Origin of the sequence: Streptomyces sp. 6-11-2 (assembly GCF_006540305.1) — a bacterium.
GTDB lineage: Bacteria > Actinomycetota > Actinomycetes > Streptomycetales > Streptomycetaceae > Streptomyces.
The window spans coordinates 2024418-2047867 of sequence record NZ_BJOR01000001.1 but is presented as its reverse complement, the minus strand read 5'-3'; the positions used below and the strand labels follow the sequence as shown (position 1 = coordinate 2047867).

Here is a 23450-nt window from a genome sequence, read left to right as displayed (position 1 = left end):
CGTGCGTCCGATTCTCAGCCGGCCGTCTCGGCGGCGTACTCGTCGGCGGAGAGCAGGCCGGCGGGCTCCTCGGCCAGGCGCACCTTGAACAGCCAGCCGCCCTCGAAGGGCGCGGAGTTCACCAGCGACGGGTCGTTCACCACGTCCTCGTTGAACTCGGTGACCTCACCGCTGACGGGGGAGTACAGGTCGGACACCGACTTGGTCGACTCCAGCTCACCGCAGGTCTCGCCCGCGGCCACCGTGTCGCCGACCTCCGGGAGCTGGGCGTAGACGACATCGCCGAGCGCGTTGGCCGCGAACTCCGTGATGCCGACCGTCGCCACGCCGTCCTCGACGGGCGACAGCCACTCGTGCTCCTTGCTGTAGCGCAGATGCTGAGGGTTGTTCATGGCCAGAATTCTCCTGTACGCGGGTCAATGGTGATGTATGGGGAGTGCGAAAGGCGTGCGTGACCAGGGGTGACGTGTCTCACGTCGACTCCGTGGCGACTACGGCCGTGTCACTTCTGCCGCTTGTAGAAGGGCAGCGCCACGACCTCGTACGGCTCGTGGTTGCCCCGGATGTCCACACCGACACCGGCCGTGCCCGGAGCGGCGTGCGCGGCGTCGACGTACGCCATGGCGATCGGCTTGCTCAGGGTGGGGGAGGGGGCGCCGGAGGTGACCTCGCCGATCACCTCACCGCCCGCGACGACCGCGTACCCGGCGCGCGGGACCCGGCGGCCCTCGGCGACCAGGCCGACGAGCACCCGGGGCGGCTCGGCGGCTGCGCGCTCGGCGGCGGCCAGCAGCGCCTCGCGGCCCACGAAGTCGCCCTCCTTCTCGAACTTGACCACCCGGCCGAGGCCCGCGTCGAACGGGGTCAGCGAGGTCGACAGCTCGTGCCCGTACAGCGGCATGCCCGCCTCCAGGCGCAGCGTGTCCCGGCAGGACAGGCCGCACGGGACCAGCCCGGCGTCCGCGCCGGCCTCGGTCAGCGCCTGCCACAGCTTCTCCGCGTCGCCCGGGGCCACGAACAGCTCGAAGCCGTCCTCACCGGTGTAGCCGGTACGCGCGATCAGCGCGGGGACGCCGGCGACCGTGCCGGGGAGCCCGGCGTAGTACTTCAGGCCCTCCAGGTCGGCGTCGGTGAGGGACTTCAGGATGCCGGCGGACTCGGGGCCCTGCACGGCGAGCAGCGCGTAGCTGTCACGGTCGTCGCGCACCTCGGCGTCGAAGCCCGCCGCCCGCTCGGTCAGCGCGTCGAGCACGACCTGGGCGTTGGAGGCGTTGGCCACGACCAGGTACTCGGTCTCGCCCAGCCGGTAGACGATCAGGTCGTCCAGGATGCCGCCGTCGGCCTGGCAGATCATGGTGTAGCGGGCGCGGCCGAGGCCGACCGTGGCGATGTTGCCGACCAGGGCGTGGTTCAGCAGCGCGACGGCCTGCGGGCCGGTGACGGTGATCTCGCCCATGTGGGACAGGTCGAAGAGGCCGGCCTTCGTCCGCACGGCGATGTGCTCGTCGCGCTCGGAGCCGTAACGCAGCGGCATGTCCCAGCCGGCGAAGTCGGTCATCGTCGCGCCGAGCGAGCGGTGCAGCGCGTCGAGCGCGGTGCGGCGGGGGCGGTCGGGTTCGGTACTGCTCATCGGGCGGTCTCCCAGGCATGACAGGCGAGGACGGATCCATGTCCTCCCCATCTGTCATCGGAACCTGAGAGGTTCGCCATGACCGCCGTCGGACGGACGGTGCACGGCTTGCACCTTGGGTGGAGCCACTGCGCCAGCGGCCCGCTTTTCAGATGTGCCTCGCCCGCGCGGTAACGGTGCCTGAGAGATTCAAGGGAGGTACTTGCTCCTTCGGCGCCCCAGCGAGACGGCTGGGGACTCTCCCGCGCGGATTCAAGCGGCCGATATGCAGTTGCGCGCACATCATTGCACGCCCGGCCCGTTTCGCGGCAGGGCGGCATCTGTGACCGTCGTGTGGCAGGACGTGCACGGAAACGCCGGGCCCGCACATTACCTTCTCTTTACGATCCGTGGGGAGGAATGATGACGGCGCACAGGACCCCGTTGTACGCGACGGCCCAGGCCCCCGCCCTCTTGGTACGCGACCTGCGGGACCGGTCCGGCGGCGGCCCGCGCGTGCTGCGTTTCGGCCCGCGCGACCTGGTCGTGGTGACCGGCCTGCCCGGCAGCGGCAAGTCCACCCTGATGCGGCGCGCGGTGCACGGCGTCCGCGTCGACTCCCAGGACACCCGCGACCGCTGGGACGCGCGCCTGGCGGCGCACCTCCCCTACGCCCTGTACCGCCCCCTGGTCCGCCTCGCCCACTTCGCGGGGCTGCGCCGCGCGCTGCGCTCCGGGTCGGCGCTCGTGGTCCACGACTGCGGCACGCAGCCCTGGGTCCGCGCCTGGCTGGCCCGCAGCGCCCGCCGCCGCGGCGGCACCCTGCACCTCGTCCTGCTGGACGTCGCCCCGGGCATCGCCCTGACCGGCCAGCGCGCACGGGGCCGCGGTGTCTCCCGCTACGCCTTCCACCGTCACCGCCGCGCCACCGCCGCCCTGCTCCGTGCGGTGGAGCGGAGCGCCCTGCCCAGGGGCTGCGGCTCGGCGGTCCTCCTCGACCGCGAGGCGGCGACCCGCCTGCACCGGATCGATTTCGCCCCCTGAGAACCACACGCGGCCCGTCACGGCGGCTCGCACGCGGAGCCCGGCCCGGCGCCGGAGGCCGCCCATGGGACACGCCCCCGCCGCCTCGCGCGAATGCCCGGCCTCACCCCGGGCCCAGCGGCCGGCGGCGCGGCGCGTGACTCGCCGACCACCGGCCGGACCGAGACGCGCCGCGCGCCGCCCGGACAGGGCGCGGCGTCGCGCGGCAGGCGCCTCTGGCGCCACCGCTGTCCTGCCGGGGGCTGCGGCTCCGCTGGACCGGGAGGCGGCCGGTGCTGTCGCGGCGGGCCGAGTTCGCGGTCCGAGGGCCGTGGGCAGCCCTGCGCGCGGAGTCCCGTCCGGCGTCGGAGGCCGTCCGCCGGGCGTGCTCCTGCCGACCTCGCGTGACCCGCCCACCGCGCCGACACCCGCCCGCCGGGCCCGGCGGGCGCAGCACGCGGACCGCTGACCGGATCAGGGCGCGGTGTCCCACCGGTAGGCCCTCTGGCGTCACCGCTGCCCTGCCGGGGGCTGCGGCTCCGCTGGACCGGGAGGCGGCCGGTGCTGTCGCGGTGGATCGAGTTCGCGGTCCGAGGGCCGTGGGCAGCCCTGCGCGCGGAGTCCCGTCCGGTGCCGCAGGCCGTCCGGGCCGACGTGCCGAGGCGCGTCTCGCGGTGGGTGGCCGGTTGGCCCGCGAGTCGGTGATGCGGTCGGCCGCCGGGGGTGCTCGCGTGGAGCGTCGGGGGGTCCGGTCATGGGATTTTCCGTGAGGTTCGGGCGTGTACCCGATAGCCTTTCGGCCACAGCAGTGTTCACAGCAGGCGGTAGCAGATGGACTTCCCGGCGGACTTCTCCGCGGACCTTCCGGCACAGGCGCAATCCCATCCGCACGGCGGATGGCCCGGCAACGAGCTGGAGGAGGTGCTGTCCGCCTCCCTCGGCGTCCCGACCGCCGGTGGCCGGATCGTCGAGGTCCTCGGCCGCAGCCTCGTCTGGGTGCCCCTCCCCAGCGGCGGCGGTCCGCGCAGCGGCCCGCTCGACCTGCCCACGCTGGAGATCGACGGCCAGGCATACGTGCCGGTCTTCAGCTCCGAGGAGCAGTTCCGCCAGGTCGTGGGCCCGCACATGGCGTACACCGTCGCGCCCGCCGTCGACTTCGCGCGCGGACTGCCCCCGCAGGCCGGCATCGCGCTCAACCCGGACGGCGTGGTCGGCGTCCCGCTGCCGCCGGCCGCCGTGGCCGAATTGTGCCGGGTGGGGCGCACCCACCTGGACGGCCCGTCGAGCGGCGGCCGCGTCCGCCTCTTCGAACCGGACTGGCAGGACGACCCGGTGGACTTCCTCGCCGCCGCCAGTGCCGAGTTCGCCGAGACCGGTGTGATCGGCACCGCCCGCCGCTGCCTGGCCGCCGTCGAGACGGACGAACCGGTCATGTTCATAGGCGTCGAACTGTCCCAGTGGGAGGGCGACCCGCAGGCCGGCCCCCTGGAAGCCCTGGGCCGCGCCCTGACCAGGACCCCGGCCAGGTGGCCGGTCAACCTGGTCCTCCTGGACGTGGCCCAGGATCCCGTGGCGGACTGGATGAGGGAGAACGTCCGCCCGTTCTACCAGCACGCCCACTGAGCCCGACCAGGGACGCCGGAGAAGCGCACACGATCCGCAGTCGGCGGCGCACGGCGAGTCCCCGGCCGCCGGACGGCGGCTTAAGCTAGGCGTGCCGTCACTTTCCCGCCTGCCCGCCGGGCGGACGACGGGAAGGTGACGACAGGCCCGGACCCACGGCTCGGTCGAAACGTCGGTTGTATGGAGGGGCGGTACAAGTGAGCGCCAGCGGCACCACGGCCGGACAGGTCGAGCAGACGCTGCGCCAGGTGACGCCCGGGCGTTACGACGCCTACGAGGCGCTGCTGCGCGCGCTGGCGACCCCCTCCTCCGGCCAGGTCTGGATGCTGCTCTGGCACGGCCAGGCGGGTTCCCCCGACGCCCAGTACGGCCACATGGAGGTCGACGGCCACGGCTACGCGCCCTGCGTGACCTCCGCCCAGGAGCTGTCGGCGAGCGGCTGGAACCGTTCGTACGAGGTCGTGGACGGCCTCGACGTGGCCCGCACCCTCTACCCCGACCACTACGGCCTCTGGCTGAACCCGCACGCCCCGGGCGGCGGCATCGGCATCCCGTGGCTGGACCTGCGCCGTATCGCCACCGGTCTGGACCGGCAGCCCGCGGGCCCGCTCCGGCTGTCCGAACCCGCCGTGGAGGCCTCGCAGTTCTACGCCCTGCTCACCCAGAACGCACACCGTACCCCGGCCCTGCGCTCGCTGCGCCGCACCTGGGTGCGGCCCGCGCTCGGGGCGCCGTATCTCGCCATCGGCCTCGACGTGTACGACACCTCGCCGCCGGCCGTCGACTCGGTGCGCGTGATGATGCAGCAGTCCATCGGCGCCGTCCCCGACGGGCTGCCGGTGTCGACGGTCGCGATGTCCGACGAGTACGACCCGGTCGCGATGTGGCTGCGCGCCAACTCCCGCCCGTTCTACGACCGGGAGACCCACGCGGCACCCGCCCAGGCTCCGGCGGCCGGCTACGGCTATCCGCCGGTGCGCGGCGGCTACTGATCCGTCCGGTCCGTCCGCCCGCAGGGCTCTCGCACCGGTGACCCTCTGCGCGCGTAGATGGATGCGGATGGTCCGCTTTTGCTGTGGGCCGCCCCAACTGGTCCATGTCCGACCCCCGTTACCCACTGTCCGGATAACGGAACCCCTTAACCCGCATCACGTTTGCGCATCCATTCACCGCCAAGACTGGCAACAGATCACCATGGCGTTGAAGACTCCCGCTCCAAGGGGGCGTTCGCCCCTGTGTACGACGGACTGAACAGCCGCCACAGCGGCAAGCGCGGGCCGGCCACCGCCGGTTGAGAGGGGTCCCTGCCAGATGACGGCACCACTGCACGAGCCGACCGCGGAAGCGGCCCCGAGCGCTGCCGACGAGGCGACGGCCGCCAACGTCGCTGCCAAGGCCGTACAGGGGCGTTCCCTGGGCCGGATCGCCTGGGAGCGCCTCAAGCGGGACAAGCTCGCCCTGACGGGCGGCATCGTCGTGCTCCTCCTCATCCTGGTCGCGCTGCTCGCGCCCGTGATCGCGCACCTGGCCGGTCAGGACCCCGAGCTGCACCACGAGGACCTGATCGACCCGCTCTTCGGCACCCCCAAGGGTTCCCTCGGCGGCATGAGCGGCGACCACCTCCTCGGCGTCGAGCCGGTCAGCGGCCGCGACATCTTCGCCCGCATCGTCTACGGCGCCCAGATCTCGCTGCTCGTGGGCTTCCTGTCCGCCGTCGTCGCCGTCATCCTGGGCACCATCCTCGGCATCCTCGCCGGTTTCTTCGGCGGCTGGGTGGACGCGGCCATCAGCCGGGTCATGGACGGCCTGCTCGCCTTCCCGCAGCTGCTGTTCATCATCGCGCTGGTCTCCGTCATGCCGAACGAGATGCTCGGCCTGACCGGCACGGGTGTGCGCGTCTTCGTGATGATCCTGGTCATCGGTTTCTTCGGCTGGCCCTACATCGGCCGCGTGGTGCGCGGCCAGACGCTGTCGCTGCGCGAACGCGAGTACGTCGAGGCGGCACGCTCGCTCGGCGCCGGCCGCTTCTACATCCTGTTCAAGGAGCTGCTGCCCAACCTCGTGGCGCCGATCATCGTGTACACGACCATGATGATCCCGACCAACATCCTCACCGAGGCCGCGCTCAGCTTCCTCGGCGTGGGCGTCAAGCCGCCGACCGCCTCGTGGGGTCAGATGCTCTCGAACGCGATCGACTACTACGAAGCGGACCCCATGTACATGGTGGTCCCCGGTGTGGCGATCTTCGTCACCGTCCTTGCCTTCAATCTTTTCGGCGACGGCGTGCGCGACGCGCTCGACCCCAAGGGCTCTCGCTGAACTGCCCTACCCCCAGCGACCCGTGCACCCACACGGGGTCTCTCATCTATCCGGAGGATCCGAGAACGTGACTACCCAACGCACCTCAGGGCGGCGCAAGCAGGCCATGGCCGCTGCGGCCGTGGTCGCCGCGCTGCTGACCACGGCGGCGTGCGGCGGCGGCAACGACAGCAACGGCGGTGGTGGCGGCGGTTCGAAGAGCGGCGCGGCCGGCTTCGACGCGGCCAACAACAAGGTTGCCCAGGCCTCCCTGGCCAAGAAGGGCGGCACGCTGAAGTTCGGCGCGGCCCAGGACGCCGACTCGTGGGACACCACGCGCGGCTACTACGGCATGATGTGGAACTTCGCCCGCTACTACAGCCGCCAGCTGGTCACGAACAAGACGGAGCCCGGCGCGGCCGGCGCCGAGCTGACCCCGGACCTCGCGACGGGTCTCGCCAAGGTCAGCGACGGCGGCAAGACCTACACGTACACGCTGCGTGACGGTGTGACGTGGGAGGACGGCAAGCCGATCACCTCCAAGGACGTCAAGTACGGCATCGAGCGCGTGTGGGCGCAGGACGTGCTGTCCGGCGGTCCGACCTACCTGAAGGAGGTCCTGGACCCGGACGGCAAGTACCAGGGCCCCTACAAGGACAAGGACAAGGAACACCTGGGTCTGAAGGCGATCGAGACGCCGGACGACAAGACCATCGTCTTCCGCCTGCCGAAGGCCAACTCGGACTTCGAGCAGATGCTGTCCCTGATCTCGGCGTCCCCGGTCCGCCAGGACATGGACACCAAGTCCAAGTACGGTCTGCACCCGTTCTCCTCGGGCCCCTACAAGTTCGAGTCGTACAGCCCGGGCAAGGACCTGAAGCTGGTCCGCAACACCGAGTGGAAGCAGGCCTCGGACCCCATCCGCAAGGCGTACCCGGACGAGATCACCATCAAGTTCTTCTCGAACGCCAACGATCTCGACCAGCGCCTGATCGCCGGTGACTACGACCTGGACCTGAACCAGACCGGTATGTCGCCGCAGGGCCGCCAGACCGCCCTGAAGAAGTACAAGGGCAACCTGGACAACCCGGTCTCCGGCTACGTCCGTTACGCGGTCTTCCCGCAGAGCGTGAAGCCGTTCGACAACATCCACTGCCGCAACGCCGTGATCTACGGCGCGGACCACGTGTCGCTCCAGACCGCGCGTGGTGGCCCGGTCGCCGGTGGTGACATCGGCACCAACATGCTGCCCCCGTCGGTGCCGGGCGCCGAGGGCCAGAAGTACGACCCGTTCGAGCTGGCCGGCGCCAACAAGAACGGCAACGTCGAGAAGGCCAAGGAAGAGCTGAAGGCCTGCGGCAAGCCGAACGGCTTCAAGACCACCATCGCCGTCCGCAACAACAAGCCGGTCGAGGTGGCCACGGCCGAGTCGCTCCAGGCGTCGCTGAAGAAGATCGGCGTCGACGTCCAGATCGACCAGTACGACGGCTCGCAGACCGCCGGCATCATCGGCAGCCCCTCGAACGTGAAGAAGAAGGGCTACGGCATCATCATCATGGGCTGGGGCCCGGACTTCCCGTCCGTCCAGGGCTACGGTCTGCCGCTGTGGAACAGCAAGTACATCCTGCAGAGCGGTAACAACAACTACGCCCTGATCAAGGACAAGGCGATCGACGGCCTGTTCGACGACTACGTCAACTCGCTCGACGACGCCAAGAAGGCCGAGATCGCCACGCAGATCAACCACAAGGTCATGGAGGGCGGCTACTACCTGCCCTTCGTCTTCGAGCGGTTCATCAACTGGCGCTCGGACCGGCTGGCGAACGTCTACACGTCGGCCGGCTACAGCGGCCAGTACGACTTCGTCAACCTCGGCCTGAAGTCCTCGAAGTAAACCCGGCACACCCGCCGTACGGCACGAAAGGCAGGTGAAGGCCGGCGCGGCGGGACCGCGGACCCCGGAAAACATCCGGAGGTCCGCGGTCCCGCGGCGGGCCGTAAGCTGTGCTCGCTTACCTCATCAGGCGGTTGTTCGCCGCCGCCGTGATGCTGGTGGTCATCATCCTGGTGGTCTTCAGCATCTTCTTCCTCGTCCCCAAGTGGGCGGGCGTCGACGTGGCCACCAACTTCATAGGCAAGCAGGCCGACCCTGCCGCCATCGAGGCGGTGCGGCAGAAGCTGGGTCTGGCCGAACCGGTCTACGCCCAGGTCTGGGAGTTCTTCAAGGGCATCTTCGTCGGCCGCACCTACGCGGCCGGTGGCGACGTCACCCACTGCGCCGCGCCGTGCTTCGGCTACTCCTTCCGCAGCGAGCAGGCCGTCTGGCCGGTGCTGACCGACCGCTTCCCGGTGACCCTGGGACTGGCGCTCGGTGCCGCCGTGCTGTGGCTTCTCTTCGGTGTCGCCGCGGGTGTGCTCTCCGCGCTCAAGCGGGGCAGCCTGTGGGACCGGGGCGCGATGCTGGTCGCCCTCGGTGGTGTCTCGCTCCCCATCTACTTCACCGGCATGCTCAGCCTGGCGATCTTCGCGTTCGGCCTGAACTGGATCGACGGGGAGTTCGTACCCCTCGGCCACAGTTTCACCGGCTGGCTCGGCGGCATGATCCTGCCCTGGATCACGCTGGCGTTCCTCTACGCGGCGATGTACGCCCGTATCACCCGCGCCACCATGCTGGAGATCCTGGGTGAGGACTACATCCGCACGGCCCGTGCCAAGGGCCTGCAGGAGAAGACCGTCATCGGCAAGCACGCGATGCGCTCGACCATGACGCCCATCCTGACCATGCTCGGCATGGACCTCGGCGCCCTCATCGGCGGCGCGATCCTGACCGAGACGACGTTCAGCCTGCCCGGCCTCGGCCAGGCGGTGCTCAACGCCATCAAGACCCAGGACCTGCCCATCATCCTGGGTGTCGTTCTGATCACCTCTCTCGCGGTGCTCATCGCCAACCTCGTGGTGGACGTCCTGTACGCCGTGATCGACCCCCGAGTGAGGCTCGCATGACCGAACTCAGCAAGAGCGACGCCGCCGTGGGCGAACCCACCGCCGCCTCGCCCGCTTCGACCTCCTTCCTCGAAGTACGCGACCTGAAGGTGCACTTCCCGACCGACGACGGCCTGGTGAAGTCCGTCGACGGGCTCAGCTTCAAGCTGGAGAAGGGCAAGACCCTCGGCATCGTGGGCGAGTCGGGCTCCGGCAAGTCGGTGACCTCGCTGGGCATCATGGGCCTGCACACCGCCGGCCAGTACGGCAAGCGCAAGGCACGCATCTCCGGCGAGATCTGGCTGAACGGCACCGAGCTGCTGTCCGCCGATCCCGACCACGTGCGGAAGATGCGCGGCCGCGAGATGGCGATGATCTTCCAGGACCCGCTGTCCGCGCTGCACCCGTACTACACGATCGGTCAGCAGATCGTGGAGGCGTACCGGATCCACAACAACGTCGACAAGAAGACCGCCCGCAAGCGGGCCGTCGAAATGCTCGACCGGGTGGGCATCCCGCAGCCGGACAAGCGTGTGGACAACTACCCGCACGAGTTCTCCGGCGGTATGCGTCAGCGCGCGATGATCGCGATGTCGCTGGTGAACAACCCCGAACTGCTCATCGCGGACGAGCCGACCACCGCCCTGGACGTCACCGTGCAGGCGCAGATCCTCGACCTGATCCGCGATCTGCAGAAGGAGTTCGGCTCCGCGGTCATCATCATCACCCACGACCTGGGCGTCGTCGCCGAACTGGCCGACGACCTCCTGGTGATGTACGGCGGCCGCTGCGTCGAGCGCGGACCGGCCGAGAAGGTGTTCTACGAGCCCCGGCACCCCTACACCTGGGGCCTGCTCGGCTCGATGCCGCGTCTGGACCGCGATCAGCAGGAGCGGCTCATCCCCGTCAAGGGGTCCCCGCCCTCCCTGATCAACGTTCCGTCCGGCTGCGCGTTCAACCCGCGCTGCCCGTACGCCGACGTCCCGAAGGACAACGTCACCCGCACGGTCCGCCCCGAGCTGACCGAGGTCGGCAGCCAGCACTGGGCCGCCTGCCACATGACGCAGGAGCAGCGGGAGCGGATCTGGACCGAAGAGATTGCGCCGAAGCTGTGAGTGAGAACGCAGAGGACAAGGCAGTGAGCATCCCTGCACAGAGCGACGGCGCCGAGGACGGGGCCTCCGGCACGGCCACCCTCACCAAGGACGCCGCCCCGGGCGAGGTCCTGCTCAAGGTGACCGGCCTGCAGAAGCACTTCCCCATCCGGAAGGGCCTGCTCCAGCGCCAGGTCGGAGCGGTGCGCGCGGTCGACGGTATCGACTTCGAGGTCCGCTCCGGCGAGACCCTCGGTGTCGTGGGCGAGTCCGGCTGCGGCAAGTCGACGATGGGCCGGCTGATCACCCGGCTGCTCGAACCGACCGCGGGCAGCATCGAGTTCGAGGGCAAGGACATCACGCACCTCGGGGTGAGCGGCATGCGCCCGCTGCGCCGTGATGTGCAGATGATCTTCCAGGACCCGTACTCGTCGCTGAACCCGCGCCACACCATCGGCACGATCGTCGGCGCTCCCTTCCGGCTCCAGGGCGTCGAGCCCGAGGGCGGGATCAAGAAGGAAGTGCAGCGGCTGCTGTCGGTGGTCGGTCTCAACCCCGAGCACTACAACCGCTATCCGCACGAGTTCTCCGGCGGTCAGCGCCAGCGCATCGGCATCGCCCGGGCGCTCGCGCTCAACCCGAAGCTCGTCGTGGCCGACGAGCCGGTCTCCGCGCTCGACGTGTCGATCCAGGCGCAGGTCGTCAACCTGCTGGACGACCTCCAGCAGGAGCTCGGCCTGACGTACGTGATCATCGCGCACGACCTGTCGGTCGTCCGGCACGTCTCGGACCGGATCGCGGTGATGTACCTCGGCAAGATCGTGGAGCTGGCCGACCGCGAGTCGCTCTACAAGGCGCCGATGCACCCGTACACCAAGGCGCTCATGTCGGCCGTCCCGATCCCGGACCCCAGCCGCAAGAGCGCCAAGAGCGAGCGCATCCTGCTCAAGGGCGACGTGCCCTCGCCGATCGCCCCGCCGAGCGGCTGCCGCTTCCACACCCGGTGCTGGAAGGCGACGGAGATCTGCCGTACGACCGAGCCGCCGCTCAAGGAGCTGAAGCCCGGTCAGCAGGTGGCCTGCCACCACCCGGAGAACTTCGAGGACCAGGCCCCGCAGGACACCGTGCTGCTCACGGCCGCCAAGGAGGCCGCGGAGCTCGTGGCCGACGAGGTCCTCGCGGAGTCGGCGGCGACGTCGGCGGCGGTGGCCGCGGAGGTCGGCGAGACGGCTGAGCCGTCCGGGTCGGCCGAGACCTCGGAGCCCGCGGAGACCGCCGAGTCCGCCGCGACCCCCGAGACCGTGGAGTCCGCCGAGACCTCGGAGTCCGCCGCGACCCCCGAGACCGTGGAGTCCGCCGCGACCCCCGAGACCGCCGAGACCGCCGAGTCCTCGGAGTCCGGCACCGACGGCTCCGGCAGCCAGGAGCCGACCGAGAAGTAGGCGGGGCGGCTCGCTGAAGCCGCGCGTGTGATGGAGCGGGAGAGTGCGGAGCCGGCGGCTCCGGCGGTCGCACTCTCCCGCTCCGTCGTGTTCGGGGGCGAACCGGCCCCGAGTAACAATGTGGCGTGCTTCAGCAACTGTTCAGTCCCTCCGTCCAGCACACGCTCGACGTGGTCGGCATCTTCGTCTTCGCCATCTCCGGCGCGCTGCTGGCCGTCCGCAAGAACTTCGACGTCTTCGGCATCGCCGTCCTCGCCGAGGTCACCGCGCTGGGCGGAGGGCTGTTCCGTGACATCGTCATCGGGGCCGTGCCCCCGGCCGCCTTCACCGACCTCGGGTACTTTCTCACCCCCCTGCTCGCCGCGCTCGTGGTCTTCTTCCTGCACCCGCACATGGAGCGCATCCAGACCGCGGTGTACGTGTTCGACGCGGCCGGCCTCGGCCTGTTCTGCGTGGCCGGCACCACGAAGGCGTACGCCTATGGGCTGAACCTCACCGCGTCGGCGACGCTGGGCATGGCCACCGCCGTGGGCGGCGGTGTGCTGCGGGACGTGCTCGCCAACGAGGTGCCGTCGCTGCTGCGCTGGGACCGCGACCTGTACGCGGTCCCGGCGATCGTCGGCGCCACCATGGTGGTGCTGTGCATCCACTACGACGCGCTGAACCCGTTCACCAGCGGGCTGGCGGTGGTCACCGCTTTTGTCCTGCGGTTGCTCGCGATGCGGTACCACTGGCGAGCTCCGCGGGCCTGGAACCGCCGGTCGACGGTACGGGAGGAGTGAGGGCCGTCCGGAGGCGGTGGGGCGGCCTCTGCCCCATCACCCTGGTCAGCCAGCGGAACGCCGCCGGGACCTGGGGGCGCCACAGCGCCATGCTGTGGCCGCCCGCGCTGCGCGGCACGAAGACCACGTGCACGGTCGTCGGCGGCTTCGCGATCTGCTCCAGGGCGACGCCCGCCTGGTACCCGTCGCCGGTCTGGCCCGAGAGGTAGAGCGCGACGGGCGGCGGCGTGCGGTAGTTCTTCAGCAGGATGTAGGGGTTGTTCGCGCGCCGCAGCCGGAGGTTCTGGTTGGCGAGCGAATTGCGCTCGCCGATCGGGTCGTTGTACCCGGACAGGCTCACCGCGGCCCGGTAGCGGTCGGGGTGGGCGACGGCGAGCTTGGTGGCGCAGTGCGCCCCGGCCGAGTAGCCGGCGGTGGCCCAGCCGTTCGGGCCGGTCGCGGCACGGAAGTTGTCCGTGACCATCTTCGGTACGTCGATGCTCAGCCAGGTGTCCGCGTTCACGGTGCCCGGGATGTTGGCGCAGCCCGTGTCGATCTTGGCGATCAGGTTCGTGCGCGGCGCCACCAGTATGAACGGCGCGACCTGTCCGCTCCGCATCAGCGGCTCCAGTTGCTGGTGCACCTTCAGAGAGCCGAACCAGGCCTTCGCCGAGCCCGGGTAGCCCGACAGCAGCTCGACCACCGGGAACTTCCTGTTCTTGTAGGCGGGGTCGTCGTACTGCGGCGGCAGCCATACGTAGACCTCCGCGTTCACCCCCGAGACCCGGCCCCTGAGCTGGGTGACCCTGACCCCGCCGGCCGCGTGCATCCCGGGCCCGTCGGCCGGGGTGAACTTCTGCACGACCCTGGGCAGCTTCCGGTAGGCGATGCCCCCGGTGCCGTCGGCGCCCAGGTTGGCGGCCTGCTGCACATGGTTGCCCGTGCCGAGCAGGTCGGCCCAGTTGTCGTACAGGTTGTTGGCGTTGTTCACCAGGACGAAGACCAGGGTGATCGCCGTGACCTGGGCGAACAGCAGCATCAGTGCCCGGAGGGCGGCACGCAGCGACTTGGGGCCCCTGAGCCGCGTCCACAGGACGAACGGCAGGGCCAGGGCGACCACGGCCAGCACGATGGCGGTGTACAGGAACGGAGTCCCGGTGAGGCTCATGTCCCGATAGAGGGGGAACGGGGCCCCGGGGTTACGGGCAAGTACGGACACTTACCGAGAAATTGCCTGCGTCTCACCCCGCGGAGTGCTCGTCATATGAGCACAACGGACGAAAGCTACCGCTTAGTAGTGCCCTGATGTACCGTTCACACATGTCAGAAGCAGCCACCGCCGCGGCCGCGCGGGCCACGATCGGCGACAGCGAGTTCGACCGGGACACCGCGGTCACCCGGAGCGAGCCCGGCGTCTACGGCATCGACCTCTCCGTCGGCTGGACGATCATCAACGCCGTCAACGGCGGCTATCTGCTGGCCGTCCTCGGCCGCGCGCTCGCGGACGCCCTGCCGCACCCGGACCCGTTCACGATCTCGGCCCACTACCTGACCGCGTCCCGGCCCGGTCCCGCCGTCGTCCGCACGGACGTGGTCCGCGCCGGCCGCACCCTGTCGACCGGCCAGGCCTCCCTCTTCCAGTGCGACGACGACGGCCGCGAGGTGGAGCGCATCCGCGTCCTGGCCTCCTACGGCGACCTCGGCACCCTGCCCGACGACGTGCGCACCTCGGCGAAGCCGCCCGCGATCCCGCCCATGGAGCAGTGCTTCGGCCCCCAGGACGCGGCCGGCGTTCCCACGCCCGTACCGGGCAGCTCGGCCATCACCGACCGCCTGATGCTCAAGCTGGACCCCGCCACCCTCGGCTGGGCGCTCGGCTCGCCCTCCGGGAACGGGGAGATGCGCGCCTGGTTCGGTCTCGCCGACGGCCGGGACCACGACCCGCTGTCCCTGCTGCTCGCGGTGGACGCGCTGCCCCCGACCGCGTTCGAGCTGGGCATCAAGGGCTGGGTGCCGACCGTCGAGCTGACGGTGCACGTCCGCCGCCGTCCGGTGCCGGGCCCGCTGCGCGTGTCCATCACCACCCGCAACCTGGCCGGCGGCTTCCTGGAGGAGGACGCCGAGGTCTGGGACGGCGCCGACCGGCTGGTGGCGCAGTCCCGGCAGCTCGCACGGGTCAGGCTGGACTGAGGGAGCGCCGCACCGGCGACGGGCCGGACCGTCAGTCCAGCCAGTGCCGGCGGCCGATGCTGATCAGACGCAGCTGCCGGGTCGCGACCCGGGTGACGCGCTCGCGATCCTGCTCGGGGGCGTCGAGCGCCTCCAGGAACAGCGAACCGGTGATCAGCATCTGATCGACGTACAGATGGGCGAGCATCAGCAGGTCGTCCTCGCTCCACCCCGCGGACTGGGGGTCCTTGGCCAGTTCGCCCCTCACCTCGCGGGCGAACCTGGCCAGTTGCTCGCCGACGACCTCCCGCACCCGCTGCACTCCGCCGTGGCGCTCCCGGGCGACGAAGCGGACATGGGCGGGGAACGCCTCGACATGACGCGCGATCAATTCGACCGCGCGCGTGATGCGCTGCTCGCTGTCGTCCGCCTGGGACACCGTCGACCGGATCATCGGGTGCAGGCTGCTCAGCGCCTCCTCGACCAGGGCCACGCCGAGATCCGCGGTGGAGTGGAAGTGGCGGTAGAAGGCGGTCGGGGCGACACCGGCGGCGCGTGTGACCTCGCGCAGGCCGAGGCTGCTCAGGCTCTGCTCCTCCAGCAGCCCCAACGCCGCGTCCATCAGGGCCTGCCGGGTCTTCTGCTTCTGGGCCTGCCGGACGCCGGGAATGTGACTCATGCCATTCAGTCAACAAGTGTTCTCCGGATTGTCAAAGCCGGAGGGGCGCTAGACTGGGCGGTCAGTGAACAAGTGTAACCACAAGCGTTCACCGACAAGGGGGATCCGATCTCATGCTGTTCCTCGTCGCCGCACTGCTGCTGCTCGGCGTGGTCCTGGGCACGGTGGCTCACGCGCCGCTCGACTTCACGGTCGCCACGGCCGTGGTGATCGCCGTCTGGCTCGGCGTCTTCGCGCTCCGCGAGCGTCACGGCCGCAGGCGCGGCACGTCCCGCTGACGCCTCACCCGCCCGGCCCGTTCCCACGACCGTCTGGAGCAGATCCGCCATGCAACTCACCGCACCGGCCACACGCCACACCGGAACGCAGGACGCCGACGGCATGGCCGTCGCGTCCTTCGTCCTCGGCCTGCTCGGCCTGCTCGTCCTCAACCTGTTCCTCGGCCCGGCCGCCATCGTCCTGGCGGGCGTCGCCCTGTGGCGCGGCACCGGCCGCCGCGGCCGCGCCTGGCTCGGCCTGACCCTGGGCATCGCCGACCTCGTGGTCCTGCTGGCCTTCGTGCAGGCGGACAACACACTGTCCTGGAGCTTGTGACACCTGGCCCATCCTGATCTCCGGCCCGGCCGCGGGCGCCCGTAGAATCGGCCTCACCATGGCTTACCTCGACCACGCCGCGACCACCCCGATGCTCCCGGAGGCGGCAGAGGCGCTGACCGCGGCACTGGGTGTCACCGGCAACGCCTCCTCCCTCCACGCGTCCGGGCGCGCGGCCCGCCGCAGGGTCGAGGAGGCCCGCGAAACCCTCGCCGAGGCCCTCGGCGCCCGTCCCAGCGAGGTCGTCTTCACCTCCGGTGGCACCGAGGCGGACAACCTCGCCGTCAAGGGCCTGTACTGGTCCCGCCGCGCCGCCGACCCGGCCCGCACCCGCATCCTCTCCAGTCCCGTCGAGCACCATGCCGTCCTCGACGCCGTGCACTGGCTCGGCGAGCACGAGGGCGCCACCGTCGAGTACCTTCCGGTCGACTCCTACGGCCGCGTCCACCCCGAGGCGCTGCGCGAGGCCGTCGCCCGCAACCCCGACGACGTGGCCCTGGCCACCGTCATGTGGGCCAACAACGAGATCGGCACGCTGCTGCCGGTGCGCGAACTGGCCGCTGTGGCCGCCGAGTTCGGTGTCCCGCTGCATGCCGACGCGGTGCAGGCCCTCGGGCAGGTCCCGGTCGACTTCGCCGCCTCCGGACTGGCCGCGATGACGGTCTCCGGCCACAAGATCGGCGGCCCGTACGGCGTCGGCGCGCTCATCCTGGGCCGCGAGTACACCCCCGTGCCGGTCCTGCACGGTGGCGGCCAGGAACGGCACGTCCGCTCCGGCACCCTCGACGTGCCCGCGATCGCCTCCTTCGCCGTGGCCGGCCGGCTCGCCGCCGAGCGGCGCGAGTGGTTCGCCCGCGAGATCGGCGCGCTGCGCGACGAGTTGATCACCGCCGTGCGGTCGGCCGTCCCGGACGCGATCCTCGGCGGCGACCCGGCACCGGAGGGCCGCCTCCCGGCCAACGCCCATTTCACCTTCCCCGGCTGCGAGGGCGACTCCCTGCTGCTCCTGCTGGACGCCCAGGGCATCGAGTGCTCGACCGGCTCCGCCTGCACCGCGGGCGTCGCCCAGCCCAGCCACGTACTGCTCGCCACCGGCACCGACCCGGACCTGGCCCGCGGCACCCTCCGCTTCTCCCTCGGCCACACCTCCACCCAGTCCGACATCGACGCGGTCGCGAAGGCGATCGGCCCGGCGGTGGAAAGGGCCCGCGCGGCCGGCCTGACGTAGGACTGCGGGGCGGGGCGGGGCGGGCGGAGCGGGCCCGCGTTCCGGATCCGCGCCGCGGGTGGGCCCAGCGCTCCGGACCCGTGGGGCGGACGGCCCGGCGATTCGCGTCCACGCGGGCCGGGCCCGCGGTTCGGGCTGGTGCGGTGAGGCGAGCCTCGGCGCCCCAGGCCCGCGCAGTGGGGCGAAGGTGGTGAGGCGAACCCCAGCCCTCCAGGTCCGTGCGGCGGGACGGCCCCGGCGCTCCGGCTGGTGCGGTGAGGCGAGCCTCGGCGCCCCAGGCCCGCGCAGTAGGGCGAAAGCGGTCGGGCGAAGGCGGCGACGCGAACCCCAGCCCTTCAGGTCCGTGCGGCGGGACGGCCTTCGGCGGTTCAGGCCGGCGCGGTGGGGTGGGCCTCCGTGGTTCGGGCCCGGGAGGTCCGGGCTGCGCGGACCAGGCGTATGTAGCGGTCCCAGTCCCAGTGGGGGCCCGGGTCCGTGTGGTCGGCGCCCGGTACCTCCACGTGGCCGATGATGTGCTCCCGGTCGACGGATATGCCGTAGCGGCCGCAGATCCCGGCCGTCAGCCGCGCCGAGGCGGCGTACATCGCGTCGGTGAAGGACGAGGCGTCGTCGACGAAGCCCTCGTGCTCGATGCCGACGCTCCGCTCGTTGTACGCCCGGTTGCCCGCGTGGAAGGCCACGTCCAGCTCGCGGATCATCTGCGTGACATTCCCGTCCGCGCCGACGATGTAGTGCGCGGCGGCCCCGTGCCCCGGATCCTGGAAGACCCTCACGGCGCTCGCGTAGCTGCCCTGCGTGACGTGGACGACGACCCGGTCTATCCGGTAGTCGTCCGGGCGGTCCGCCGGCCGGTAGTTCGCCCGGGAGGCCGCCACCCACCGCGCGCCCGCGAAGTCGACCGCGCCCGCCACCCGCGGCTTCTGCGCGCCGGGCAGCCGCCACCACAGCCGGGCCAGCCCACTGCGCTCCAGCGCGGCCCCGCCCACCACGACCGCGGCGCCGCCGATCAGCAGGGCCCGTCGCCCCAGCCGCCGCCCCCGCGCGTCCGTGGCGTCCGCCGCGTTCGTCTTCTTCGCCCCCATGCGATCTTCAACGCACGTCAGGCGGCCCCGGTTCCCGCGCCCCGTACCCTGGAAGGGCTATGACTGACACCCCGCAGCGCTCCCGTCCCCTCCGCGTCCTCGCCGCCATGTCGGGCGGGGTCGACTCCGCCGTCGCCGCCGCACGCGCCGCGGAAGCCGGCCACGACGTCACCGGCGTCCACCTCGCGCTCTCCGCGAACCCGCAGTCCTTCCGTACGGGCGCGCGGGGCTGCTGCACCATCGAGGACTCACGCGACGCCCGCCGCGCCGCGGACGTCATCGGCATCCCCTTCTACGTGTGGGACCTCGCCGAGCGCTTCCGCGAGGACGTCGTGGAGGACTTCGTCGCCGAGTACGAGGCCGGCCGCACCCCGAACCCGTGCCTGCGCTGCAACGAGAAGATCAAGTTCGCCGCGTTGCTGGACAAGGCGCTCGCCCTCGGCTTCGACGCGGTCTGCACCGGCCACTACGCCAAGGTGATCGTGAACGAGGACGGCACCCGCGAGCTGCACCGCGCCTCCGACATGGCCAAGGACCAGTCGTACGTCCTCGGCGTCCTCGACGACAAGCAGCTCGCACACGCCATGTTCCCGCTCGGGGACACGCTCACGACCAAGGACGAGATCCGCGCGGAGGCCGAGCGCCGGGGCCTGGCCGTCGCCAAGAAGCCCGACTCGCACGACATCTGCTTCATCGCCGACGGCGACACCCAGGGCTTCCTGGCCCGCCGGCTGGGCAAGGCCGAGGGCGACATCGTCGACGAGTCGGGAGCGGTCGTCGGCAGCCACGAGGGCGCGTACGGCTTCACCATCGGCCAGCGCAAGGGCCTGCGCATCGGCACCCCGGCATCCGACGGCAAGCCGCGCTACGTCCTGGACATCTCCCCGGTGACCAACACGGTGACGGTCGGCCCGGCCTCCGCCCTGGACGTCACCGGCCTCACCGCGATCAAGCCCCGCTGGTGCGGCACGGCCCCGTCCGGCCCCGGCGCCTACACCGCCCAACTGCGCGCCCACGGCGGCGAGACCGAAGTCACCGCCGAACTCGTCGGCGACGAACTCCGGGTCACCTTCACCGAGCCGGTCCGCGGCGTGGCCCCCGGCCAGGCGGTCGTGCTGTACGACGGGACGCGCGTGGTGGGCTCGGCGACCATCGCCGCGACGGTCCGGGCGAAGGAGCCGACCACGGCGGTCTGACGCACGGTCCGCCGGCGGCGCCGGTCACAGCACTACGACCGGTGTTCCGCCGTCTCCTTGATGCCGGTCAGGGTGGCGTCCATGCCCTTGCCGAGTTCGTCGAGGCGGTAGGCGATGATCGCCTCCTCCTGGTCGGGGGCGCGGTCGATGTACGCGCTCAGGCCGGAGCGGCCGGGCCCGACCGTGACCGACTGGCGCAGCACGGTGCCCCCCTCCGGCGCCGGGGAGAGCGCGAAGGACCAGGTGGCCATCCGGTCCGCCGGGTCCTCGGAGGCCTTGCCGTACCGTCCGTCCGGGTCCAGCACGCACCAGGTGAGGGAGCGCTCCGGGGCGGCCTCCGTGATGTGGGCGAGGGTCCGCCACTCGCCCACGAGCGGATTCCGGTTGTGCCCGAAGTAACAGGCGCCGGGCGCCGGTCCGTCGGCACCGCCCTGCCACTCCACGCGCACCAGCTCCGGGCTCCACCCGGCCATGGCCTCGACGTCGGTGACGACTTCCCAGACCCGCGAGGGTTCCGCAGCGATGTGCACCTCGCGGTGTGTGCTGGGCTGGTCGGCGTAGCGCATGGCTGCTCCCCGTGCGGGCGCGGTCGTTCGCCGCTCCCGCGCAGGGAGTCTAGGGTCGCCAACTCTTCTTGAAATACGTTGGGTTGGTCACACGGGTGTCAGTTCGGACACCAGCCGGGCAGCCGTCGGCGCCGGAACGCCGTGCCGCTTGGCGGCGCGCAGCACGGCACCGCCGATCGCGTCGAGTTCCAGGGCGCGGCCCGCCTCGGCGTCACGCTGCATCGAGGACTTCATCCTGGCCGGAAACGCGTCGTACATCGCCAGCGTCCGGTCCGCGTCGAGCGGCGCCCCGGCCGCGCGGCCGACGGCGGTGATCTCGTCGACGAGGGCGACCAGTTCTTCGCGGTGGCCGGTGCGGACCATGCCGATGGGGGCGTCGTAGCGGGTGGTGAGGAGGGCGAAGGGGGCGAGGAAGGCCAGCTTCGCCCAGAGGACGGCGGTCTCGGACTCGGCCAGGCGGGTCCGCACCCCGGCGGACTCCAGCACGGCGGTCAGGTCACCGAGCGGGCGCGCGGTCGTCCCGGCCAGATCGATCTCGGTGAACGGGCTTCCGTGCTCGACGACACCGGGCGCGACGCGGGTCGACTCGACGCGGATGACGCCCGCGGCCACCCGGTCGTCGCCGTAGCGGCGGCGCAGGGTCCCGGGGTGCTCGACGCCGTTGAGGAGCGGCAGGACGAGGCCGTCCGTGCCGAGCATGGCCGGCGGGACCCGGTCCAGCGCGGCGTCCAGGCTGGTGTGCTTGACGGTCACCACGCACAGGTCGACCGGTTCCCGCAGCTCGGTGTCCGCCTCGACCCTGGCGGTGAAGTCCCCGAACTGGCCGCTGTGCACCCGTACCCCGCCCTCGCTCAGGGACCGTGCCGTCGCGTCCCCGGCCAGGCAGATCACCCGGTGACCCGCCCGGGACAGCAGCGCGGCGAGCAGCCCGCCGACACCGCCGGGGCCGAGCACGGCCACGGTCCAGGGGTGGGGGGCATCCGGAGCGGAAGCGGCTTCGGTGATGTCGGGAGTGGTGCTGGGCATGGCGGGGATGTCCCTTCCGGTCGCGGGGCGGCACCCGTCGGGCGGGTCGCCGTCTCGGTGGTCGCCAACAAGGACGGGGCTCGGCGCATTTCCGGCCCCGGCCCGCAGCGCCGCCGGCGGGGACCGCGCCGGGACCGTGAACCGGCCGGGCCGCGCGGACACGGAGGCCGGCCGCGACCGGGGACACGGCCGTCCTGGCCGGCGCCCGGCTGTCCGGTACGAGAACACCGCGCGGCCGTGACGGCTCGGGAGGCCGGCGGGCGTGAGGACCTGTGGCAACGGCCTGTTCGGTTCGGGAAGTGTGCTGTTCAGGGCGCGAAGAAATCCGCCAGCACCGGTGCCAGTGCCTCCGGTTCCACCGCGTGGGTCTGGCCCTCCAGGGCCCGGTACGTGCCCCGGGGCGCGGCCTGGGCGACCGCCCTGGCCGCCTCACGCAGCCAGGCCGGGCTCGCGCTGCCCGCCACGGACAGGACCGGCACGGTCACCGAGGCCAGCAGGTCGCGGGGGACCAGCCCGTTCCCCATCACCGCGTCGTCGTGGGCGAGTGTGGGCGCGATCGCCTCCATGCCCGCCCACATGGGGGACTGGCGGGCGCTGGCGATCATCTGCGGGGCCAGCCCGGTCAGGAGGAGGAACAGCTCCACCGCGTCCCCGCGCCGGCCCTCGGCGAGCGCCGCGGACAGCTTGCCGGTGTACTCGGCGCGCTCCCGATCGCCGCCCTCGTGCACGGCGAACGGCGGCTCGTAGACGGCGACCTGACGGATCGGCAGTCCGCTTGCCGTCGCCCTGAGGGCCAGCGCGCCGCCGGAGGAGACGCCGTACAGCGCCGCCTCGCCGCCCACCGCGTCGATCAGCGCGGCCAGGTCCTCGACCTCGCGCTCCACCGCGTAGGGCGCCGTGTCCCCGCTCGCGCCGCGGCCCCGGCGGTCGTAGACGACGGCGTCGAAGCGGTCCGGCAACGCCGCCGCCAGTGGCGCCAGCGTGGCACCCGTCGACATCGCACCGCTGACGAGGACGACCACCGGGCCCTGTCCGGTACCGCGGTAGGCGAGGGGTGTGCCGTCACGCGAGACGGTCTTCTTGTCCATGCCGGTCATGCCAGTGAAGACTGCCACGCCGCGGCGGCCTCATCGGGTCACAACACTTCCACTTCGTAGAAGCACAGGTGGTCCTTGATCTCGGCGACGTCCGGCTTCGGGTCGGGGTAGGCCCACACCAGGTCCGCCGCGTCGGGCAGGGACCAGTAGGACGCCGTGCCCTTGAAGGGGCAGTACGTGTGCGTGTCGGACGCCGTCAGCAGGTCGAGGCGCACGTCCTCGGGCGGCAGGTAGTAGCGCGGGGGGCACCCCGTCTCGCGCAGTACCAGGGCGCGGTCGCTCTCCGCGAGGACCTGGCCGCCGCGCGCCACACGCACGTGCTCATCGTTCTTGTCGATCGTGATCGTGTGTCCTTGGCTCATACCCGTACAGCACCCGCCGGGCCCCGCTTCTTCCCGCCCACGGGACCGGTTGCCCCGCCGCGTACCGTGGGCGCATGAACATCTGCGTCTTCCTCTCCGCCGCCGACCTCGACGACCGCTACACCCGCCCCGCGCGGGACTTCGCCCGGCTGATCGGCAAGGGCGGGCACAGCCTGGTCTGGGGCGGTTCCGACACCGGGCTGATGAAGGTGGTCGCGGACGGTGTGCAGGAGGCGGGCGGCCGGCTCGTCGGAGTGTCGGTCGACTTCCTGTCGGCGAAGGCGCGGCCCGGCGCGGACGAGATGGTGATCGCCCGGGACCTCGCCGAGCGCAAGAAACTGCTCCTGGAGAAGGCCGACGCGGTCGTGATCATGGTGGGCGGCACCGGGACGCTCGACGAGGCCACCGAGATCCTGGAGCTGAAGAAGCACGGCCGGACCGGCAAGCCGGTGGTGCTGCTGAACACCGACGGCTTCTACGACGGTCTCAAGCAGCAGTTCCGCCGCATGGAGGAGGACGGGTTCCTGCCCCGGCCGCTCGCCGAGCTGGTGTTCTTCGCCGAGGAGCCCGCGGGCGCGATGGCGTATCTGGACGAGGCGCTCGGCGGCAGCTGAGCCGG

The 23450-nt window shown here is 71.5% G+C and carries 24 protein-coding genes and 1 riboswitch; of the genes, 15 read left to right on the top strand and 9 right to left on the bottom strand.

Features of this window, described 5'->3' with window-relative positions; genetic code table 11:
• Window positions 1-14: 14 nt before the first annotated feature.
• Together gcvH and gcvT are read right to left on the bottom strand one after the other, a co-directional pair.
• A complete protein-coding gene (gcvH, locus tag TNCT6_RS08460; RefSeq protein ID WP_141358168.1) occupies window positions 15-392 on the bottom strand; it encodes a glycine cleavage system protein GcvH in 378 nt (125 codons plus the stop codon).
• A gap of 110 nt (window positions 393-502) precedes the next feature.
• On the bottom strand, window positions 503-1630 hold the full coding sequence (gcvT, locus tag TNCT6_RS08455; RefSeq protein ID WP_141358166.1) for a glycine cleavage system aminomethyltransferase GcvT: 1128 nt from the start codon (window positions 1628-1630) through the stop codon (window positions 503-505).
• A gap of 158 nt (window positions 1631-1788) precedes the next feature.
• Window positions 1789-1885, bottom strand: a riboswitch (glycine riboswitch).
• A gap of 147 nt (window positions 1886-2032) precedes the next feature.
• On the opposite strand from gcvT, the gene TNCT6_RS08450 reads away from it, so the two are divergent.
• The 9 genes from TNCT6_RS08450 to TNCT6_RS08410 all read left to right on the top strand — a co-directional run bounded on the left by TNCT6_RS08450 (window position 2033) and on the right by TNCT6_RS08410 (window position 12853).
• Window positions 2033-2653 (top strand): AAA family ATPase, encoded by a 621-nt coding sequence (locus tag TNCT6_RS08450; RefSeq protein WP_141358164.1) that lies wholly within the window; start codon window positions 2033-2035, stop codon window positions 2651-2653.
• Window positions 2654-3463: 810 nt separating this feature from the next.
• Window positions 3464-4255 (top strand): enhanced serine sensitivity protein SseB, encoded by a 792-nt coding sequence (locus TNCT6_RS08445; RefSeq protein ID WP_141358162.1) that lies wholly within the window; start codon window positions 3464-3466, stop codon window positions 4253-4255.
• 197 nt (window positions 4256-4452) lie between these two features.
• On the top strand, window positions 4453-5247 hold the full coding sequence (locus TNCT6_RS08440; protein ID WP_141358160.1) for an enhanced serine sensitivity protein SseB C-terminal domain-containing protein: 795 nt from the start codon (window positions 4453-4455) through the stop codon (window positions 5245-5247).
• A gap of 319 nt (window positions 5248-5566) precedes the next feature.
• Window positions 5567-6574 (top strand): ABC transporter permease, encoded by a 1008-nt coding sequence (locus TNCT6_RS08435; RefSeq protein ID WP_141358158.1) that lies wholly within the window; start codon window positions 5567-5569, stop codon window positions 6572-6574.
• 67 nt (window positions 6575-6641) lie between these two features.
• Window positions 6642-8447: an ABC transporter substrate-binding protein gene (locus TNCT6_RS08430; protein WP_141358156.1), complete on the top strand. Its 1806-nt coding sequence runs from the start codon at window positions 6642-6644 to the stop codon at window positions 8445-8447.
• A gap of 110 nt (window positions 8448-8557) precedes the next feature.
• On the top strand, window positions 8558-9556 hold the full coding sequence (locus TNCT6_RS08425) for an ABC transporter permease (RefSeq protein WP_141358154.1): 999 nt from the start codon (window positions 8558-8560) through the stop codon (window positions 9554-9556).
• On the top strand, window positions 9553-10650 hold the full coding sequence (locus tag TNCT6_RS08420) for an ABC transporter ATP-binding protein (protein ID WP_141358152.1): 1098 nt from the start codon (window positions 9553-9555) through the stop codon (window positions 10648-10650). Before TNCT6_RS08425 ends, TNCT6_RS08420 begins: the two co-directional genes overlap by 4 nt.
• 23 nt (window positions 10651-10673) lie before the next feature.
• On the top strand, window positions 10674-12071 hold the full coding sequence (locus TNCT6_RS08415; RefSeq protein ID WP_172632832.1) for an ABC transporter ATP-binding protein: 1398 nt from the start codon (window positions 10674-10676) through the stop codon (window positions 12069-12071).
• Between the two features lie 125 nt (window positions 12072-12196).
• On the top strand, window positions 12197-12853 hold the full coding sequence (locus TNCT6_RS08410; protein WP_141358148.1) for a trimeric intracellular cation channel family protein: 657 nt from the start codon (window positions 12197-12199) through the stop codon (window positions 12851-12853).
• Here TNCT6_RS08410 and TNCT6_RS08405 read toward each other — a convergent pair.
• Window positions 12762-14000, bottom strand: a complete 1239-nt coding sequence (locus TNCT6_RS08405) for an esterase family protein (RefSeq protein ID WP_141358146.1) — start codon at window positions 13998-14000, stop codon at window positions 12762-12764. The genes TNCT6_RS08410 and TNCT6_RS08405 overlap by 92 nt on opposite strands.
• A 152-nt stretch (window positions 14001-14152) precedes the next feature.
• On the opposite strand from TNCT6_RS08405, the gene TNCT6_RS08400 reads away from it, so the two are divergent.
• Window positions 14153-15022, top strand: coding sequence for a thioesterase family protein (locus tag TNCT6_RS08400; RefSeq protein WP_141358144.1), 870 nt, complete (start codon window positions 14153-14155; stop codon window positions 15020-15022).
• Between the two features lie 31 nt (window positions 15023-15053).
• On the opposite strand, the gene TNCT6_RS08395 is transcribed toward TNCT6_RS08400, so the two are convergent.
• Entirely contained in the window at window positions 15054-15680 is a 627-nt protein-coding gene (locus tag TNCT6_RS08395) for a TetR family transcriptional regulator (protein ID WP_141358142.1), read from the bottom strand.
• 113 nt (window positions 15681-15793) lie between these two features.
• On the opposite strand from TNCT6_RS08395, the gene TNCT6_RS08390 reads away from it, so the two are divergent.
• The 3 genes from TNCT6_RS08390 to TNCT6_RS08380 are packed head-to-tail and all read left to right on the top strand — an operon-like array spanning window position 15794 to window position 17502.
• Window positions 15794-15958: a hypothetical protein gene (locus TNCT6_RS08390; RefSeq protein WP_141358140.1), complete on the top strand. Its 165-nt coding sequence runs from the start codon at window positions 15794-15796 to the stop codon at window positions 15956-15958.
• A gap of 49 nt (window positions 15959-16007) precedes the next feature.
• Window positions 16008-16274 carry a DUF4190 domain-containing protein gene (locus tag TNCT6_RS08385; RefSeq protein WP_141358138.1) on the top strand — a complete coding sequence of 89 codons (267 nt, stop codon included), beginning with the start codon at window positions 16008-16010 and terminating at the stop codon, window positions 16272-16274.
• A gap of 58 nt (window positions 16275-16332) precedes the next feature.
• Window positions 16333-17502: a cysteine desulfurase family protein gene (locus TNCT6_RS08380; protein ID WP_141358136.1), complete on the top strand. Its 1170-nt coding sequence runs from the start codon at window positions 16333-16335 to the stop codon at window positions 17500-17502.
• A gap of 368 nt (window positions 17503-17870) precedes the next feature.
• Here the strand turns inward: TNCT6_RS08380 and TNCT6_RS08375 are convergent, their stop codons facing one another.
• Window positions 17871-18584, bottom strand: coding sequence for an N-acetylmuramoyl-L-alanine amidase (locus TNCT6_RS08375; protein WP_141358134.1), 714 nt, complete (start codon window positions 18582-18584; stop codon window positions 17871-17873).
• Between the two features lie 59 nt (window positions 18585-18643).
• Here TNCT6_RS08375 and mnmA point away from each other — a divergent pair, with 59 nt between their 5' ends.
• Window positions 18644-19780 (top strand): tRNA 2-thiouridine(34) synthase MnmA, encoded by a 1137-nt coding sequence (gene mnmA / locus TNCT6_RS08370; protein WP_141358133.1) that lies wholly within the window; start codon window positions 18644-18646, stop codon window positions 19778-19780.
• Window positions 19781-19812: 32 nt separating this feature from the next.
• Here mnmA and TNCT6_RS08365 read toward each other — a convergent pair whose 3' ends face one another.
• The 4 genes from TNCT6_RS08365 to TNCT6_RS08350 form a co-directional block, all read right to left on the bottom strand.
• Window positions 19813-20346: an SRPBCC family protein gene (locus TNCT6_RS08365; protein WP_141358131.1), complete on the bottom strand. Its 534-nt coding sequence runs from the start codon at window positions 20344-20346 to the stop codon at window positions 19813-19815.
• Between the two features lie 87 nt (window positions 20347-20433).
• A complete protein-coding gene (locus TNCT6_RS08360; RefSeq protein ID WP_141358129.1) occupies window positions 20434-21372 on the bottom strand; it encodes a ketopantoate reductase family protein in 939 nt (312 codons plus the stop codon).
• A gap of 308 nt (window positions 21373-21680) precedes the next feature.
• Window positions 21681-22460: an alpha/beta fold hydrolase gene (locus TNCT6_RS08355; protein ID WP_141366232.1), complete on the bottom strand. Its 780-nt coding sequence runs from the start codon at window positions 22458-22460 to the stop codon at window positions 21681-21683.
• A 47-nt stretch (window positions 22461-22507) separates the two neighbouring features.
• The gene (locus TNCT6_RS08350) at window positions 22508-22831 is read right to left on the bottom strand and encodes a DUF427 domain-containing protein (RefSeq protein ID WP_141358127.1); all 324 of its coding nucleotides are present in this window, start codon (window positions 22829-22831) and stop codon (window positions 22508-22510) included.
• 74 nt (window positions 22832-22905) lie between these two features.
• Between TNCT6_RS08350 and TNCT6_RS08345 the strand changes: the two genes are divergently transcribed.
• Window positions 22906-23445 carry a TIGR00730 family Rossman fold protein gene (locus TNCT6_RS08345; RefSeq protein ID WP_141358125.1) on the top strand — a complete coding sequence of 180 codons (540 nt, stop codon included), beginning with the start codon at window positions 22906-22908 and terminating at the stop codon, window positions 23443-23445.
• Window positions 23446-23450 lie beyond the last annotated feature (5 nt).